General features: G+C 62.8%; 14 protein-coding genes. 8 read left to right on the forward strand and 6 right to left on the reverse strand.

The window, feature by feature from the left end:
• The first annotated feature begins 1 nt into the window (after position 1).
• Positions 2 to 2,422, forward strand: coding sequence for an alpha-xylosidase (yicI, locus tag ACUIAH_RS08235; protein ID WP_445340934.1), 2,421 nt, complete (start codon positions 2 to 4; stop codon positions 2,420 to 2,422).
• A 431-nt stretch (positions 2,423 to 2,853) separates the two neighbouring features.
• On the opposite strand, the gene ACUIAH_RS08240 is transcribed toward yicI, so the two are convergent.
• Positions 2,854 to 3,666: a hypothetical protein gene (locus ACUIAH_RS08240; RefSeq protein WP_445340935.1), complete on the reverse strand. Its 813-nt coding sequence runs from the start codon at positions 3,664 to 3,666 to the stop codon at positions 2,854 to 2,856.
• A 140-nt stretch (positions 3,667 to 3,806) separates the two neighbouring features.
• On the opposite strand from ACUIAH_RS08240, the gene nusA reads away from it, so the two are divergent.
• From nusA to ribF, 5 genes are all read left to right on the forward strand, one after another.
• Entirely contained in the window at positions 3,807 to 4,865 is a 1,059-nt protein-coding gene (gene nusA, locus ACUIAH_RS08245) for a transcription termination factor NusA (protein ID WP_121914088.1), read from the forward strand.
• A 183-nt stretch (positions 4,866 to 5,048) separates the two neighbouring features.
• Positions 5,049 to 7,817 (forward strand): translation initiation factor IF-2, encoded by a 2,769-nt coding sequence (gene infB, locus ACUIAH_RS08250; protein ID WP_445340936.1) that lies wholly within the window; start codon positions 5,049 to 5,051, stop codon positions 7,815 to 7,817.
• A gap of 129 nt (positions 7,818 to 7,946) precedes the next feature.
• Positions 7,947 to 8,450 carry a 30S ribosome-binding factor RbfA gene (gene rbfA / locus ACUIAH_RS08255; RefSeq protein ID WP_045925129.1) on the forward strand — a complete coding sequence of 168 codons (504 nt, stop codon included), beginning with the start codon at positions 7,947 to 7,949 and terminating at the stop codon, positions 8,448 to 8,450.
• Complete coding sequence (truB, locus tag ACUIAH_RS08260; protein WP_445340937.1) at positions 8,434 to 9,492, forward strand: tRNA pseudouridine(55) synthase TruB; 1,059 nt, start codon at positions 8,434 to 8,436, stop codon at positions 9,490 to 9,492. The genes rbfA and truB overlap by 17 nt, the downstream gene beginning before the upstream one ends.
• Before the next feature lie 119 nt (positions 9,493 to 9,611).
• Positions 9,612 to 10,745 carry a bifunctional riboflavin kinase/FMN adenylyltransferase gene (ribF, locus tag ACUIAH_RS08265; RefSeq protein WP_445340938.1) on the forward strand — a complete coding sequence of 378 codons (1,134 nt, stop codon included), beginning with the start codon at positions 9,612 to 9,614 and terminating at the stop codon, positions 10,743 to 10,745.
• 21 nt (positions 10,746 to 10,766) lie between these two features.
• Here ribF and ACUIAH_RS08270 read toward each other — a convergent pair whose 3' ends face one another.
• The 4 genes from ACUIAH_RS08270 to radA all read right to left on the reverse strand — a co-directional run bounded on the left by ACUIAH_RS08270 (position 10,767) and on the right by radA (position 14,807).
• A complete protein-coding gene (locus tag ACUIAH_RS08270) occupies positions 10,767 to 11,534 on the reverse strand; it encodes an amino acid ABC transporter ATP-binding protein (protein ID WP_445340939.1) in 768 nt (255 codons plus the stop codon).
• Positions 11,531 to 12,388 carry an amino acid ABC transporter permease gene (locus tag ACUIAH_RS08275; protein ID WP_045924795.1) on the reverse strand — a complete coding sequence of 286 codons (858 nt, stop codon included), beginning with the start codon at positions 12,386 to 12,388 and terminating at the stop codon, positions 11,531 to 11,533. The genes ACUIAH_RS08270 and ACUIAH_RS08275 overlap by 4 nt, the downstream gene beginning before the upstream one ends.
• A 25-nt stretch (positions 12,389 to 12,413) precedes the next feature.
• Positions 12,414 to 13,277, reverse strand: coding sequence for an ABC transporter substrate-binding protein (locus ACUIAH_RS08280; protein WP_445340940.1), 864 nt, complete (start codon positions 13,275 to 13,277; stop codon positions 12,414 to 12,416).
• A 123-nt stretch (positions 13,278 to 13,400) separates the two neighbouring features.
• Positions 13,401 to 14,807 (reverse strand): DNA repair protein RadA, encoded by a 1,407-nt coding sequence (radA, locus tag ACUIAH_RS08285; protein WP_445340941.1) that lies wholly within the window; start codon positions 14,805 to 14,807, stop codon positions 13,401 to 13,403.
• 90 nt (positions 14,808 to 14,897) lie between these two features.
• On the opposite strand from radA, the gene ACUIAH_RS08290 reads away from it, so the two are divergent.
• Together ACUIAH_RS08290 and ACUIAH_RS08295 are read left to right on the forward strand one after the other, a co-directional pair.
• Entirely contained in the window at positions 14,898 to 15,548 is a 651-nt protein-coding gene (locus tag ACUIAH_RS08290) for a hypothetical protein (protein WP_045924792.1), read from the forward strand.
• A 67-nt stretch (positions 15,549 to 15,615) separates the two neighbouring features.
• Positions 15,616 to 15,705 carry a 30S ribosomal protein bS22 gene (locus tag ACUIAH_RS08295; RefSeq protein WP_004268639.1) on the forward strand — a complete coding sequence of 30 codons (90 nt, stop codon included), beginning with the start codon at positions 15,616 to 15,618 and terminating at the stop codon, positions 15,703 to 15,705.
• A gap of 86 nt (positions 15,706 to 15,791) precedes the next feature.
• Here ACUIAH_RS08295 and rpiA read toward each other — a convergent pair whose 3' ends face one another.
• Positions 15,792 to 16,490, reverse strand: a complete 699-nt coding sequence (gene rpiA, locus ACUIAH_RS08300) for a ribose-5-phosphate isomerase RpiA (RefSeq protein ID WP_445340942.1) — start codon at positions 16,488 to 16,490, stop codon at positions 15,792 to 15,794.
• Positions 16,491 to 16,529 lie beyond the last annotated feature (39 nt).

A 16,529-nucleotide genomic window follows, 5' to 3' on the forward strand; every position in this document is an offset into this window, starting at 1 on the left:
CATGAAGTTCACCAATGGATATTGGCTGACCCGGCCCGGCGTCGAGGCTCTCTACGCACGTTCTCCCTATGAATTGTCGGTAGGGCCAGATGGGAGGAGCATCGATGTCCTGGCTACGACAAGGGTCGTGACCGGCAGGGCCGACACTCTGAACCTGCCGACCTTCCGGATCCATGCCACCTCGCCGGCTGAAGGGATCATCCGGGTGCAGGCAACCCATTGGAAGGGGACCAGGACCTGTCCGGGCTTCCCTGTGCACGAGCAGGATCCTGATTCCGGATTCGTCAAGGCCAGCGCTCAAGGTGCTGGCGACGGCGAGGTCGGAGAGGATGGGGCTTCGGTGACTCTGACATCGGGCAACCTGAGCCTGACCATGACCAAGGGGCCCGTCTTCGACATGGCTTTTGCCTGCGAGGGCAAGGAGCTCACCCATGCCAGGGGCAAGTCTCTGGCAAGGTTCGCTTTGGCTCCCGACGCCGCCGTAAGTACGCAACCGGTGGGGGAGTTCGGCGTAGCGCCCACGGCCAGGGCCTATGATGAGTCTCCGGTCTTCACTGCCATTCAACTTGGCTTGTCAGTCGGGGAAAGGGTCTACGGCTTTGGCGAAAGGTTCGGCCCATATCTGAAGAACGGGCAGAGCATAGACATCTGGAACGAAGATGGCGGCACAGCCAGCGAGCAAGGCTATAAGGACATTCCCTTCTATATGACCAGCAAGGGCTACGGTGTTCTGGTCAACAACCGCGGGCATGTCTCCTTCGAGGTGGCTACGGAGAACACCGAGACCGTCCAGTTCAGCGTACCCGGCGAAGTTCTGGACTTCTATCTGATCGCCGGACCGAATCCTGAACGAATCCTGGAGCGATACACGGCTCTGGTGGGTCGTCCGGCCAAGGTCCCCGCCTGGTCATACGGTCTCTGGCTGACCACATCCTTCACCACGAAATATGACGAGAAGACCGTGACATCCATGATCGATGGCATGGCTCGACGGCATATTCCCCTGAGCGTTTTTCACTACGACTGCTATTGGATGAGGGAATTCCACTGGACCGACTTCCAATGGGATCGACGCTTCTTCCCTGATATAGAGGGGACCCTGGGACGCCTCCACCGTGAGAAGGGGCTGCATGTCTGCGCCTGGATCAATCCGTATATCGGGCAGGAAAGCGCCCTCTTTGACCAGGCTGCAGACCAGGGCTACCTGGTTCGCAAGCCCAATGGAGACATATGGCAGACCGATCTTTGGCAGGCCGGCATGGGGTTGGTGGATTTCACTAATCCGGACGCTTGCAAGTGGTTCAAAGAGCACGTCAAGCATCTCCTCAAGCAAGGAGTGGACGCCATCAAGACCGATTTCGGTGAGCGCATCCCTGCCGATGTGGTCTGGTTCGACGGCTCGGATCCTGCGAGCATGCATAACTGGTATACGCAACTGTACAATCAGACCGTCTTCGAGGCCATCGAAGAGGTGTGCGGAAAAGGGCAGGCTTGCCTGTATGCCCGATCGGCCACGGTGGGAGGCCAGCAGCAGCCTGTCCACTGGGGCGGCGACTGCGAATCCACCTTCAACGGCATGGCGCAGACCTTGCGGGCCGGCCTGTCGCTGGTAAGTTCCGGTTTTGGTTTCTGGAGCCACGATATCGGCGGTTTCGAAGGAGCAAGACCCGACCCTGCCGTTTACAAACGCTGGATAGCGTTCGGACTGCTCTCCTCTCACTCCAGGCTGCACGGCTCCACTGTCTACCGAGTCCCCTGGCTCTTCGATGAGGAGGATCAGCGCAGGGGAGTGGTCAATCCTCCTGAGCAGACCGCAGTGAGCGTGCTGCGAAAGTTCACCAGGTTGAAGATATCCATGATGCCCTACCTCTACCAGGTCGGACTTGGTGCACACGAGCGCGGCCTCCCGGTCATGCGTTCCATGTTCATGGAGTTCCCTGACGACAGGACGGCGCTGGATTGCGACCGCCAGTATATGCTGGGGCCGTCGCTGTTGGTGGCGCCGGTCTTCTCCTACACGGGTGATGTGGAATACTACCTGCCCAAGGGGGTATGGACGGATTGGTTCACCGGCCGCCAGGTGGACTGCCGACAGTCCGGCCAGTGGATGCATGAAAAGCATGGCTTCGATACGGTTCCGCTCTGGGTGCGCGACGGGACTGTTTTGGTCACCCGCCAGGGACAGGACTCAACAGAATATGCTTATGGAACCGATTCTACGGTCTCGGTCTTCCTGGCTCACGATGGAAGAGCCAGTGCGACGGTGACCGAGGAAGATGGAAGCAGCCTGGTTTTCCAGGCGGAACGCTCAGGAAGCACAGTAACCATCACTTCTTCGGACGGTCGGGAATTCACCGGTTGCCTGGGGATGGGTGAGGGGAAGCCTTCTCGGAACGGGCGTCTGGTTCTGTCAGCTGATTGAACAAGGGCGGCCGCATCCTTATAGATCACTGTCGGTTTGCCGACTGGGTCGGATGCTGGCGTAATGCCGCAGGCAGTCTGAAACGGATCTGAGCTTCGATGCTGAGCAAATAAAAGACCGTCCAATGCAGAAGGCGATGCGATGGCCTGCACCGGGTCGCCCCCTGCATTGTACGGGTTCATACCCCCCGCGTTCCTAGGGAATGCTCCTGTGGAACACGTTCTATAATATCACTGCCTGCACCTTTAACGCCACCCGCAAAGTTTCGTGAAATCTGCAGTAAGAGATGGTTAGTTTAGTGTGTTTGACGATCGATCTTCATTATGAATCAGGTTTTGCGCACGCATTGGCAGGGTTTGCTCGCATATACGGATGAGGAGACCTGAGAGTGTGATCAGAGCAGCCTGCTGCTGGAGGGTCCGTCCCAGACGTCAGCGCTTTGGTGCCTGCAGCAGGGCTGACGAAGTGGCCGGGTAGCCGAGGTTCATGGCCATGGACAAGTGGGCTACGATCATGTTGACCAGGGCCGATGTGGCCTCTTGGCGGCTTTTCGCGTTCTGGCTGGCGTCAGTTCGTATGGTGCCTGAGGAGCCGTTCAGCTTCCTCCCCACAGCCAGAAGGGCCCGGGCCGTATCCATCTCGATCAGGGCAGGGGTAGGGGCCTGTATGCCGTTGGCAGGATCGGTGCACTCGTCGGGGTGCGCCAGCAGATCAGTGGTGGGATAGACCCCCTGCCTGGGATCGTGCTTGGCCTGGCCGACCAGGACCTGCGCAGCTGCAGTGTGCGCATCGGCTAGGGTCAGCATCCATGCAGCATCCGTCTTGCGGGCCGCAAGGACCGAGAGTTCGAATCCGGAACGGTCTTCGCCGGTGATGGCCTGATCAGCTAATTCGGCGGGCAGCGCCTTGGCCAGCGGATCCAGCCGCTGTGCAGCCTGGACCAGCCTCAACGTAGCTGTTCGACGATCACCCTGCCCGCTCTGGGCAGTCGCCAAAGCCTGGGCTGCGTGTACCGTAGCTTCGTCCAGGCGAGCAGGGCACTCGCGAGCCGCTTGAACCCAAGCTTGGGATCGGCTGTCTGGCTGATCCTTTTGAAGCCGTTCCGATTGCCGAGCCCGCGTCCATGCCTGTTCGCAGGCGGTGGGGCGGAGGTTGTCGGGGTCGTGCTGGCTGATGTGCACCGCCGAGGGTGCGCATCCTGAGATGGTGACGGCCAGCAGAAGTGCTGCGATGCCGGTCCTCATCCGTCGTGCCAGGATCGCTGGCCGACGACTCGCCCACCCGTAGTATTCAGGAACCGGCTGTGTCTGCATGAAAGGCTAGAATAGTAGGCATTGCAGACTAAAAGAAGCACGGTCTGAATAACTTCATAGGAGGTCTTGACATGGAACTGGACCTGGCTGAAATTCATCAGCTGGCACACGAACAAGGGATTGATGCCGAGACCTTGGATCAAGCACTGAGCGAGGCTCTTCTTCTGGCCTACCAGAAGTCGCCTCACGCAGCCAAGCACGCACGGGTGGAGCTGGACGAACGTGCGGGGACTTTTACCATTTGGGCACAGGACGAGATCGCTCGCGAGCCCACGCCAGAAGAGCCTGAACCGGGATATGACCTGGGCGAGGAATACGACGACACACCGAAGGATTTCGATCGGCTGGCAGCCTCCACAGCCCGCCAGGTCATCCGCCAGCTCTTCCGTCAGGCTGATGACGAGCGTGTCTTCGGAGCTTTCTCGGGCCAGAAGGGCCATCTGATCACTGGGGTTGTACAGCAGGATGCCAGCGATCCCGGCAATGTGCATGTGGCCGTGGACAATGTCGAGGCCATTCTGCCCCGCCGCGAGCAGGTGCCTGGAGAGCATTACCGGCACGGCCAGCGGATCCGCGTCTACGTGGTCAATGTCTCCCGTGGGCTCAAGGGGCCGGAAATCATCGTGTCGCGTTCCCACCCGGAGCTGGTTCGCCGCCTCTTTGAGCGGGAGGTGCCCGAGCTGGTCTCCGGTGCAGTCTCCATCATGGCCATTGCCCGTGAGGCCGGGGCCAGAACCAAGATCGCGGTCCGCGCCAACACCAAGGGGGTCAATCCCAAGGGTGCGCTGATCGGTCCGGCTGGCGCTCGCGTGCGTGCCGTCATGGAGAATCTGGGACCTGAGAAGATCGACATTGTGGACTGGTCCAAGGATCCCGCCGAATTCGTGGCGGCGGCCCTGTCCCCGGCCGTGGTCCGCCAGGTGCAGATCGTCAGCGAGTCCAACCGCACCGCCATTGCCTTCATCAAGGACGCCCAGCTTTCCCTGGCCATTGGCAAAGAGGGACAGAATGCCCGTCTGGCCGCCAAGCTGACCGGATGGAAGATCGGCATCGAATCCGAGGAGGCCCACCAGCAAAAATTGCGTGAGCTGCAGGCGCAATCGGCTTCGGCTGCTGGTGAAGACGCCTGAGAGCAAACATCCGACGACACGAGTATGCTGGATCCGGTATCCCGAGTCCGGTGGTTCATGCCGTCGGCCCCGGCACAGAGACGAGGTAACACGATCATGGTCGCACGATGAGACAGGATATGTTCGCCGTCATCAAAGAGTGATCGCGCCGGTCATATGCGCGGTCCGGTAAGGAGAAAGTAAGTGCCCAAAGCACGCGTGTATGAGCTGGCCAAGGAATTTGGCGTAGACAGCAAGACTGTTCTGGCGAAATTGAAAGACATGGGCGAGTTCGTCAAATCCGCATCCTCCACGGTCGAGGCCCCTGTGGTTCGTCGACTCAAGAACGCTTTCCCTCAGAAGGGACAGGGCGACGCTGGCCAGGCCGCTGCACGAAATGCCCGGCCAGGCAGCCCTAATCATGGAAGCGGCCAGGGTCAGCATGGCCGCCCGCAGTCCGGCGGCACCCACCAGTCCACGCCTGGGCCCAAGCCCGGACAGGGCCATCGGCCTTCGGCCGGTGGCGACGCGCCACGGGGTCAGCAGCGTCCCGGTGGCCACTTCCCCAAGCCCGGTGCCCCCCAGGGCAACCGCCATGAGCATGAGCAGCGCAACCAGTCCCGTGGGCCCAAGCCTTCAGCCATGGGCAGGCCCGGACCCCAGGGGTCGCGCAACAACGGTCGTCCCGGCGGATCCAACGCTGCAGCAGCGCGTCATGGTGCACGGCCGGGAGCATCCACGCCTCGTCCAGGCAACAATCCTTTCAGCCGCAAGCAGGGGATGAAGGCTCCCATGCCTTCGGACATCCCCAGGCCGCATCCTATGGCCAGGCCCACCGTCAACGACTCCCGAAGGGGCCGGAGCGGATTCCGCAATGGTCGTGGCGGTCGTTCCGGGCAGGGCGCCCGTCCAGGTCAGTGGGGCCATAACCGTCCAGGCCAGCAGACGCATCAGGGCGGCAGCCGTTTCGGCGGCGCTTCGTCGGCACCCTCAGGCGGCTTCCGCGGCGGTTCAGGTCGCGGCGGTCGTGGTCGCGGCGGCGCTGCCGGAGCCTTTGGCCGCCAGGGAGGCAAGTCCTCCAAGGCCCGCAAGAACCGGATGGCCAAGAGGCATGAATTCCAGGAGATGAAGGCACCCGTCATCGGCGGCGTGCGCATCCCCGCTGGCAATGGGCGTACCGTCAAGCTGCGCCAGGGCGCCACCCTGGCCGACCTGGCTGACAAGATCAACGTCAACCCCGCTGCCCTGGTCACGGTGCTCTTCCACCTGGGCGAGATGGCTACGGCCACCCAGTCCCTGGATGAGGCAACCTTCCAGATTCTGGGCGACGAGATCGGCTGGAAGATTCGCATCGTCTCCGCCGAGGAGGAGGACAAGGAGCTCCTTCAGCAGTTCGACATCAACCTGGACGAAGAACGCGAGGACCAGGATGACAAGAACCTGCAGCCCAGGCCTCCGGTGGTTACGGTCATGGGCCATGTCGACCACGGCAAGACCCGGTTGCTGGACACCATCCGCAAGACCAACACGACCACCCAGGAGGCTGGCGGCATCACCCAGCGCATCGGAGCCTACCAGGCCACGGTCACCCTGGACGGGGAGGATCGCAAGATCACCTTCCTGGACACCCCTGGTCACGAGGCCTTTACGGCCATGCGTGCCCGTGGTGCCGAGCTGACGGATGTGGCTGTCCTGGTGGTGGCCGCGGACGACGGCGTCATGCCGCAGACCGTGGAGGCCATCAACCACGCCCAGGCCGCCCATGTGCCCATCGTGGTGGCTGTCAACAAGATCGACGTCGAGGGAGCCAATCCCCAGAAGGTGCGCGGTCAGCTGACCGAGTTCGGCCTGGTATCCGAAGAGTATGGCGGCGACACCATGTTCGTCGACATCTCCGCCAAGCTGGGCACCAACGTGGACAAGCTCCTGGAGGCCGTCCTGCTGACTGCCGACGCCGATCTTGACCTTCGGGCCAACCCCGACATGGACGCTCGCGGCGCCACGGTCGAGGCCCGCTTGGACAAGGGTCGCGGAGCTGTGGCCACTGTGCTGGTCCAGCAGGGGACCCTGCATGTGGGCGATGCCATCGTGGCTGGATCGGCCTATGGCCGTGTGCGCGCCATGCTGGACGAGAACGGCCGGCAGATGGATGCCGCAGGCCCGTCCACGCCCGTGCAGGTGCTGGGGCTCACCTCGGTGCCCACCGCCGGCGACCTCTTCCTGGTCGCGCCCGACGATCGCACCGCCCGTCAGATCGCCGAGAAGCGCGAGGCTTCGGCCCGTGCCGCTCAGCTGGCCAAGCGCCGCAAGGTGGTCTCCCTGGAGAGCCTGAAGGAGCAGTTCGCCAAGTCCGAGGTGGACATGCTCAACATCGTCATCAAGGGCGATTCCTCCGGCTCGGTGGAGGCCTTGGAGGACTCCTTGATGAAGATCGAGGTATCCGACGAGGTCGGTATCCAGGTCATCCACCGGGGCGTTGGAGCCATCACCCAGAACGACGTCAACCTGGCCACGGTCGACAAGGCCGTCATCATCGGCTTCAATGTCCGGCCCAACCGGCAGGTCCAGGATCTGGCCGACCGCGAGGGTGTGGAGATCAAGTACTACTCGGTCATCTACAACGCCATCGAGGACATCGAGGCGGCGCTCAAGGGCATGCTCAAGCCGGAGTACGAGGAGGTCACCACCTCCCACTCCGAGATCCGCGAGATCTTCCGTTCCTCCAAGTTCGGCAACATCGCGGGCGTCATGGTCCAGGACGGCACCGTCAAGCGGGGCACCAAGGCTCGCATCGCCCGCAACGGGGTGGTCACCATCAACGACCTGGAGATCTCCTCCCTGCGCCGGTTCAAGGACGATGTCAACGAGGTGTCCGAAGGCTACGAGGCTGGCATCAACCTGGGCTCCTTCAACGACATCGAGGTCGGCGATATCATCGAGACCTACGAGATGCAGGAAGTGGAACGCAAGTAGAGCCTGTCGGCCATCCGACTGTGCGTCGGAGGGTTCGTGGCGATCCGCCCCGGTCCGGGTACTCCCTGGCCGGGGCGGATGTCCATGAATGCGACGAATAGTCGCAGACGGTTCGAGAAAGGAATCATGATGGCTGGAAATCCCCGCGCTGTACGCATAGCGGCCCTGATACAACGGGTCGTGGCCTCTGCGCTGGAGTCCCAGATGCACGACAAGCGCCTGGCAGGGGTCACCGTCACTGAGGTTCGGGTCACCAACGACCTGCAGATAGCCAAGATCTACTGGACCCAGCTGGGTCGGTCCGGTCATGAGGCCGGGGAACGCAAGCGCGCCCAGCAGGCCCTGCGGCAGGCCTCCGGCAGGCTGCGCACCCTAGTCGGCGCCCGGGCCGGTCTGCGGCTGACGCCTACGCTGCGCTTCATCTACGACGAGGTGCCTGCCGAGGCGACCGAGATCGAGGATGTGCTGACTGCGGCCCGTCACCGGGACGAGGCCATGGCCAAGGCCCGGGTCAATGCCAGCTATGCCGGCGACCCCGACCCGTACCGGCATGACGACGAGGAAGAGTCCGATGGGTCGGGCTCCGCCCCTGACGAACCTGCGGCGGAGGATACGGATGAGGCCGACCGCTGAGCCGTCGGACGGCATAAAGTCCGGCGCCGGTGAACCGACCTCGGGCATCATCCTTGTTGACAAGCCGAGCGGTGTGACCAGCCATGACGTGGTGGCAGCCGTCCGCTCTGGTCTCGGCATGCGCCGCGTAGGCCACGCTGGGACACTGGATCCCATGGCCACCGGCCTGTTGGTTATTGGATTTGGTCAGGCCACGCGCTTGCTGACGGTCATCGTCGGTCATGACAAAACCTACCGGGCCACCATGCGTCTGGGGCTGGGCACCACCACGGATGATGCGGACGGAAATTTGTTGCCGGTGCGTCCTGGGGCTGCGCAGAGGGTAAACGAGCTGACAGCCCGGGGTCTGCAGAATCTGATTGATCGCTGCTTCACCGGCTGGATCGACCAGGTACCCGATGCCTTTTCCGCCATCAAGGTCAAGGGCAGGCGGGCCTATGACCTGGCTCGGGCAGGCCAGGAGGTCAAGCTGGAACCCCGCCGCATTCGGATTGCATCCTTCCGTCTGCTGGACTTGCGCCGTGTGGACCTGCCCGACCAGGGCACCAGGGTGGTCGATGCGGATGTGGAGGTGACCTGCTCCAGCGGCACCTACATCCGTGCCCTGGCTCGCGACCTGGGCGAGCGACTGGATCTGGGCGGCCACCTGACTGCCCTAAGAAGGATTCGTGTGGGTCCATTCGACCTGGAGGATTCCGACCTGGCATCCAAGGTAGTGGGCGGTCATGTGGCTCCTCACACCTACCGGAACCGGCAAGGTCAGACGGTTGTCCGCAGTCGTATGGTCCTGGACCGCGACCGGCAGGCGATCCTGGATGGTTCGCTGAGTTTGGCACAGGCGGCACGTATGAGCATGCCCGTCCTGAGCCTGGATGCCGATCAGGCTGCCAGAGTGGGCAATGGCGGATTCTTGGATCTGCCGGTTGCTGGGCCCACGGCCGCCCTGGCCGGACCTGAGGGCAGGCAGCGTCTGGCTGCTATCCTAGTGCCCAGTACACGAGGCGGGGCCAAACCGGATGTGGTCTTCCACCCCGAGTCCTGAGTGTGCAGGCTCGGGTTGAGCCCCAGGGTCTTGCCAGGGTGCGACGGTGGGCATACAGTGCTTAAGGAATTTTCGGCGCCCGTGTTCGGGGGCCGCCATGACTAAGTGATGGGAAGCGGATGAAGGTCAGCCAGGTCAGCCCGGATGAGTCGGGCATTGTCAGGTGGCCGGGAACCTTGGGGGCCCGGTCCAGTGTGGTCACCATCGGTGTCTTCGATGGCATGCATCGGGGTCATCAGGCCCTCCTGCGCCGGGTGGTCGAGCTCGCGGCCAAGGGCCAGGATCGGCCCATGGCCCTGGTCTTCGACCCCAGTCCCAAACTGGTCCACAGCTACGCCGACAGCCATGACATGGTTGAACCGCCCTCGGATCTGATTCGCCATGACCCTGATCAGATCATGCCGATGGAGGAGCGCTTGCGGCTCATGGCCCAGCTGGGGCTGGAACAGGTTGTGGTGGTGCGATACACACTGGCCTTTGCGGCCAAATCCTATCGGTTCTTCCTCAAGCAGCTTACCGAACGGCTGGCCATGCGAACCCTGGTCTTGGGCCGCGATGCGCGAATGGGCGCAGGGCGAAGCGGCGACATCGGAGCCATCGGCGCCCTAGCAGACACCGGACTGTTCAACCTGGAAGTCGTGGACGACCAGGGCCCCGGCGACTGCACGCTGCCTGACGCTGACGGCCTGGAGCGACATCAGGTCAGGGCTTGGAGCAGTACCCACCTTCGGCAACTGATCCAGGACGGTGACGTGGACACGGCCTTGGATATTCTGGGTCGGCCTCACATGGTTCAAGGCACAGTGGTCCATGGGGAGCAGCGGGGACGCCGCTTGGGATTTCCGACTGCCAATCTTGCACCCGACAGCCAGGGGATGATGCCCGCAGATGGGGTCTATGCGGGCTGGCTGGTTGACCTGGGTCTGCCTACGGATCCCATGGCCACGCCGGAGGGCCGGGAGGGTCGTCTGGCTCAGGGATCGCCCTGGCGGATGCCTGCCGCCATCTCCATCGGCACCAAGGAGACCTTCCTGGCCCCGGGTGAGCATATGCCACAAGTCCTGGAAGCCAACGCCGTGCGGCCGGATTGGGTGGACCTGTATGGCCACCGGGTTCGCGTGGAGTTTCTCAGCCGTCTGCGCAGTCAGAAGCGGTATGCGGGCGAGGAGCCCCTCAAACGACAGCTGGCCTTGGACGCCGATCGCACCTTGGAGCTGACCAAGGCGGCAGAAAGAGCGTTTTCCGCCGACTGAAGACTGTAGGAATCTGGGAGCTCACAGCCCTCGGAAATGGCTGAAGAACTCCCTGGTGCGAGGATTCTCAGACTCGTCCATGACCTCTTGCGGCGTTCCGTTCTCGGCGATGACTCCGTCCAGCAGCAGAACGACCCGGTTGGCTGCATGATGGGCGAAACTCATTTCGTGGGTGGCCATGAGGATGGTGGTGCCTCCGGCAGTCAGCTCGGAGACCATGGCCAGAACCTCGCCCACCAGCATGGGGTCCAGGGCTGAGGTGATCTCATCCAGCAAGAGCAGTTCCGGGTCCGTCATCAGAGCCCGGGCGATGGCCACCCGCTGCTGCTGGCCGCCGGAGAGCTGGTCGGGGTATGCTCCGGCTTTCTTCCTCATGCCGATCCGGTCCAGCAGTTCCAGGGCCCGCTCTCTGGCTTCTTCCTTGGGCATGCCATGAACCTTGATGGCCCCCAGGGTCACGTTTTTCAGGACGTTCATGTGGGGGAAGAGGTTGAACTGCTGGAAGACCACGCCGATTCTGGCCCGGCAGGCATCCTGGTTGATCCGGGGGTCGGTAATATCGGTGCCGCCCAGCCAGATCCTTCCGTCGTTGACGGTCTCCAGCAGGTTGATGCACTTCATCAAGGTGGACTTGCCCGACCCGGATGGGCCCAGCAGGGCCACGGTCTCATGGGGCATGATGGTCATGGAGATGCCGCGCAGGACCTTGTTGCCACCAGGGTAGGTCTTTCGAACATTCTCCAGACGGAGCACCGGCTGGTCCTGTTCGGCGCCTGCCTGTTCGCTCATACCATGCCTCCGCTCTGTTCGCGCTTGCGCAGCCGGTTGGAATACCAGTCGTTGAGAAGAATGAAGGGGACCGAGGTGGCGATGAAGAGCACCGAGGCCACCACGTATGGAGTGAAGTTGTAGGAGGTGGCCACGATGATCTGGGCCGCTCTGACCGCGTCCACAGCCCCTAGAACCGAGATCAGTCCCACGTCCTTCTGCATGGAGATGAAGTCGTTCATCAGTGCCGGAGCCACCTTGCGCAGGGCCTGGGGGATGACGACCAGACGCATGGTCTGCCCCGAGGTCAGGCCCAGTGAACGTGCCGACGCCCTCTGTGAGGGGCCGACGTCCTGGAAGCCGGCCCTCAGCACCTCGGCGATGTAGGCCGAATAGGAGAGGATGATCGCCACAGTGCCCAGCAGGGCTGCCGGAATCCGGTTGAAGATGGCCAGCCCGGGAATGCCGAAGCCGATCAGGTAGAGAACCACGATCATGGGGATGCCTCTCATGATCGTGGTGTAGACCTGGGCCAGCACCCGCAGGGGGAAGAGCAGCGGGTTCCGGCTGGTGCGGATCATGGCCAGCAGGGTGCCCAGCAGTGCCACGCCGATGACTGCAAAGAAGAGGACCTCCAGATTGAGCCAGAGTCCCTGGAGGACCTTGGGGAAGGCTTGGGCGAAGTAGGCACCGGAGAAAAACGACTGCTTGACCCGGGGCCAGCCAGGTGAGGCGTGCAGACCCAGGGCGATCAGCAGGGCCAACACCAGCGTGCTGGCGATGCTGATCGCCACAGAGCGCAGATTCTGTCGACGCCCGTAGCGTTCCCGTTCCCGTTGGATATCGCTGACCGCGTCCTGTGCCGAGGTGGCCATGAACGACAAGGTTTCCTTTCTTCTCTCAGCCCAGCATGGGCAGGGAGGTGTAGACGTGCAGCCACTGCTTCTGCAGCTTGTCCAAGGTTCCATCCTTCTTCAGGGCCGTGACAGCCGTGGAAGCGGCAGGGGTCAGCTTGGAGCCCTTGGGCAGGACTATGCCCATGCCCTCCGGGTCCTGAGAGCCCTTGATCTGCCCGAGGATTTTGGCGTTCTTGACCTGCCCGGAATCGACCATGGTCACGGCTGACGGGGTGTCCACGACCAGCGCGTCGATCTGATTGGCATCCAAGGCCTGGGATGAAGCCACGTCGTCGTTGAAGGTGTCGATATCAGGCTTGACCAGCTTGTGGGCCATCTCGTAGGAGGTAGAGCCGACCATGGCTCCTATCTTGGCGTTCTTGATCTGGGCAAGGGAGGTGGCGGAAGCATATGGGGAGTTTTTTCTGACGACCAGCGACTGGGTGGAGTTGTAGTAGCTGGGCGTGAAGTCCACAGCCTGACGGCGCTCCGAGGTGATGGAGAACTGCTGGATGTTCAGATCGTAGTCCTTGCTGCCCGGGGCGATGGCGGCATCAAAGGTGGTCCGGGTCCAAGTGACGTGTGCCTTGTCGAAGCCCATTTTCTCTGCCACTGCATAGGCCACGGCCGCCTCGTAGCCCTTGCCGGATTCGGGCTTGTTGTCCTGCACGTATGGGGCGTAGGCCGGATCTCCGGTGGCAATGGTCAGGGTGCCGGGTTTGATGGTCTGCTGGGTGATGTCCTGCTTGTCTGCTGACTGCCCGCTATTGCCCGATGAGGAGCCACAGGCCGCGCCGGCCATGAGCGTGACTGTCGTGAGTGCGGCCGCCGTCAGCCTGCGTATGGTTTTCCTGGTGAAGATGGTCATGCTGATCTGCTCCTCGCGATGATGATGGGTGTCGGTCTTCCGGCGACTCCATCCTAGTCCGGCAGGTTAACGAGTAGGCAGGTGAGCGCCATGGGGTGCGATAGGGAACCAGCGGCCACCGGCTCAGACCAGTCCCAAGGCCTCCAGGGCCTCGGCCAGATAGGTGACCTCGACCACTTCCAGTCCCTGAATGGACTTGCGACCTCTTGAATGCCTGTCGGGCGGGACCAGCGCTCGTGTAAATCCCAGCCGAGCGGCCTCCTGTAGCCGGTGGTTGAGCTGAGGAACAGGCCTGACTTGCCCTGTCAACGAAATCTCGCCCATGGCACAGGTCGTGCGCAGGATGGGCCGGGACTTGGCTGCACTGGCCAGGGCGGCCACAATGGCCAGGTCGCATCCGGGCTCCTTGGCCAGCCCGCCGGCGATGGTGGACACATACAGGTCCCTCGTCAGCAGGTTGACCCGGCCGTGACGGTAGAGCACAGCAGCCAGCATGGCCAGGCGGTTGGCATCGATCCCGTTGGTGTTGCGTCTGGGCGTGGGCAGAACCGAGGAGGTGACCAGGGCCTGGATCTCGATGGGCAGGCTGCGGTGGCCGTCCAAGGTGAAGGTCACACAGGTGCCCTCAACCTCCTGCCCGGCCGTGGACAGGAAGAGCCCGGTGGGATCGCTGACCTCCTCGATACCCTGTTCGCTCATGTCGAAGCAGCCCACCTCGTCGGTGGGGCCGAACCGGTTCTTGACAGCTCTCAGCAGGCGCAGGGCGGTCTGGGAGTCGCCCTCGAACTGGCAGACCACATCGACCAGATGCTCCAGGGTCCGCGGCCCGGCTATGGAGCCGTCCTTGGTCACGTGGCCGACCAAGAGGATAGGGATGTCGTGCGACTTGGCCATGTCGATCAGGCTGATGGCCACCTCACGCACCTGTGTGGAGCCTCCGGAAATGCCGTCAACCTGGTTGGAGACGATGGTCTGGGCGGAGTCCACAATGGCCAGCGCCGGCTTCTCACGCTCGATCAGCCCCAGCACCGTGGCCAGGTCGGTTGTGGAAGCCAGCAGCAGCGAGTCCTTGAGGGCCCCCACCCGGCTAGCCCGCATCCGTACCTGGGCTTGGGACTCCTCGCCCGACAGGTAGAGCACCTTGCCTCCCTGGCCGCCCCGGCCGGCTACGCGGCCGGCTGTCTCCAGCAGGAGGGTGGACTTGCCTATTCCCGGCTCGCCGGCAAGGAGGATGACCGACCCGGGTACGATGCCTCCGCCCAGCACTCGGTCGAACTCCTCGAATCCTGTGGGGATGCGCTTGACCTGGTCCGTGCCCACCCTGGTGATGGGCCGGGCCAGGCCGGTCTTTGGAGGCGCAGGCGCCGTATGGCTGCCTCCTGAGGAGGACAAGCCGCCTCCTGCACCCACGCGGGCTTCGTGGAACTCTTCGATGGTTCCCCACTGGCCGCATTCCGGGCAGCGTCCGAACCACTTGCCGCCGGTCCATCCGCACTCCGTGCACACGTATTGCGTCGTCGTCTTGGCCATACCTGCACGCTATCGGGATTCAGGGACGAGGGCCCGGGCTTTCACGTCATCTTCGCAGTGCCGACACCCCTCCCATGAGAGAATGGAGGCATGGCTGACAATCCTTCTGCACCTCTGTCCTCTTCGCCCGATTCCTCTGCGCATGCCCGGCAACGCCGTCGACGTATAGGCGTGGTCATCGCCCTGGCTGCGGTAGTGGTTCTGGTGCTCCTGTCGGCCTTCGTATGGCCGCACTGGGCGGTGCGCAGCCAACAACCAGACGCACAGGCTCAGACCTCCGCTTCTTCCCGTCCCTCCCAGGCCAGTCCAAAGGCCAAGGCGGCGCCCCTGCCGGACTCTGCCTCGGAGCTGCTCAAGGCCATGCCTGACACAGTGGGCGGCTTCGCCCGAGTCAAGGCTGATTCCGACAGCGAGTGGAGCACCCGTACGCCTATAGAGGAGTACAGCCTGGTCTACTCCACCGGCAGATCGGGCGGGGACGTGACCCTCCACCTGGCCCAGTGGTCCAGGAGCGAGGATGCCAAGGCCCTCTACGACAGCCAGTCCACAGGCATGTCCGGCAAGGAGCTGGCCTCGGGCAAGGTTCGCAGCGGCGGCACGGTCACCGGATCCTACCTGGAGAAGGCGGATGGTGACGACGAGCACAAGGCGCTGGTCATCTGGCAGAACGACACGGTGGTCTTCCGCGCTCAGGGTCAGAGGACGGCGCTGGAGGCTTTCTATAAGGCCTTCCCGCTCTGATCGTCCCCCAAACGGTGTACGATAAGCAAGTTGGACACTTCCAGGTAACTAAGGATCGGAGGCTCGGATGGGTTCTGTCATCAAGAAGCGCCGCAAGCGGATGAGCAAGAAGAAGCACCGCAAACTGCTGCGCAAGACTCGTCACCAGCGCAAGTAGCTCTTTATGGCTTATGGCCCGCTAGGGCCGACGAAGCCCCCCGCATCGATTGGACGCGGGGGGCTTCGTGTATATCCGTCTATTTTTCACTTGTTGGCGTTGGTCATGACCCGGGGCCCGTTGGGGTCACCCACGATGACTGTGTCAACCATGTTGAGGAAGAGACCATGTTCCACGACGCCCACGGTGGTGATCAGGTCCTGGGCCAGGTCCTGCGGGTGCTCGATCCGATCCAGATGCAGGTCGATGATGTGGTTGTGTTCGTCGGTCAGGACCGGCTGTCCCTGGCCGTCCAGCCTCAGTACCGGGTTGTAGCCGCGCTCCTTGAAGCGGTCCAGGACGTGGCGCTCGCCGAAGGGAATGACCTCCACTGGCAGGGGGAAGCGGCCGATGGTGTCGACCACCTTGGACTCGTCCACGATCCAGACGATCTTTCGAGAGTTGGTGGCTACAATTTTCTCCCAGAGCAGGGCTGCGCCGCCGCCCTTGATGCCGTTGAAGTCCTTGTCGACCTCGTCGGCACCGTCGATGGTGACATCGATGTGGTCCACCTGGTCGATGTCGACGATGCGGATTCCGTAGCCTTCAGCCTGCTCCTTGGTACGCCGAGAGGTGGTCACGCCGGTGAACTCCAGGCCCTCTTCCTTGACGCGCCGTCCCAGCTCATCCACGAAGAACCGGACCGTGGATCCGGTGCCCAGCCCGGCGGTCATGCCGTTCTCGACCAGCTTGGCTGCCTCGATGCCGGCGGCCTTCTTCAGTCTGTCCTGCTCGGTCTTGTCCATAGACGCTCCTTCATGCCCGTCATGCCTTAACGGCTGATA

The organism is Bifidobacterium sp. ESL0820, from assembly GCF_052606235.1.

What these genes read in the sequence shown, in the direction of transcription:
- yicI (WP_445340934.1), top strand. Translation starts at nt 2, where the DNA reads ATGAAGTTCACCAATGGATATTGGCTGACCCGGCCCGGCGTCGAGGCT.
- ACUIAH_RS08240 (WP_445340935.1), bottom strand. Translation starts at nt 3,666, where the DNA reads ATGAGGACCGGCATCGCAGCACTTCTGCTGGCCGTCACCATCTCAGGA.
- nusA (WP_121914088.1), top strand. Translation starts at nt 3,807, where the DNA reads ATGGAACTGGACCTGGCTGAAATTCATCAGCTGGCACACGAACAAGGG.
- rbfA (WP_045925129.1), top strand. Translation starts at nt 7,947, where the DNA reads ATGGCTGGAAATCCCCGCGCTGTACGCATAGCGGCCCTGATACAACGG.
- truB (WP_445340937.1), top strand. Translation starts at nt 8,434, where the DNA reads ATGAGGCCGACCGCTGAGCCGTCGGACGGCATAAAGTCCGGCGCCGGT.
- ribF (WP_445340938.1), top strand. Translation starts at nt 9,612, where the DNA reads ATGAAGGTCAGCCAGGTCAGCCCGGATGAGTCGGGCATTGTCAGGTGG.
- ACUIAH_RS08270 (WP_445340939.1), bottom strand. Translation starts at nt 11,534, where the DNA reads ATGAGCGAACAGGCAGGCGCCGAACAGGACCAGCCGGTGCTCCGTCTG.
- ACUIAH_RS08275 (WP_045924795.1), bottom strand. Translation starts at nt 12,388, where the DNA reads ATGGCCACCTCGGCACAGGACGCGGTCAGCGATATCCAACGGGAACGG.
- ACUIAH_RS08280 (WP_445340940.1), bottom strand. Translation starts at nt 13,277, where the DNA reads ATGACCATCTTCACCAGGAAAACCATACGCAGGCTGACGGCGGCCGCA.
- radA (WP_445340941.1), bottom strand. Translation starts at nt 14,807, where the DNA reads ATGGCCAAGACGACGACGCAATACGTGTGCACGGAGTGCGGATGGACC.
- ACUIAH_RS08290 (WP_045924792.1), top strand. Translation starts at nt 14,898, where the DNA reads ATGGCTGACAATCCTTCTGCACCTCTGTCCTCTTCGCCCGATTCCTCT.
- ACUIAH_RS08295 (WP_004268639.1), top strand. Translation starts at nt 15,616, where the DNA reads ATGGGTTCTGTCATCAAGAAGCGCCGCAAGCGGATGAGCAAGAAGAAG.
- rpiA (WP_445340942.1), bottom strand. Translation starts at nt 16,490, where the DNA reads ATGGACAAGACCGAGCAGGACAGACTGAAGAAGGCCGCCGGCATCGAG.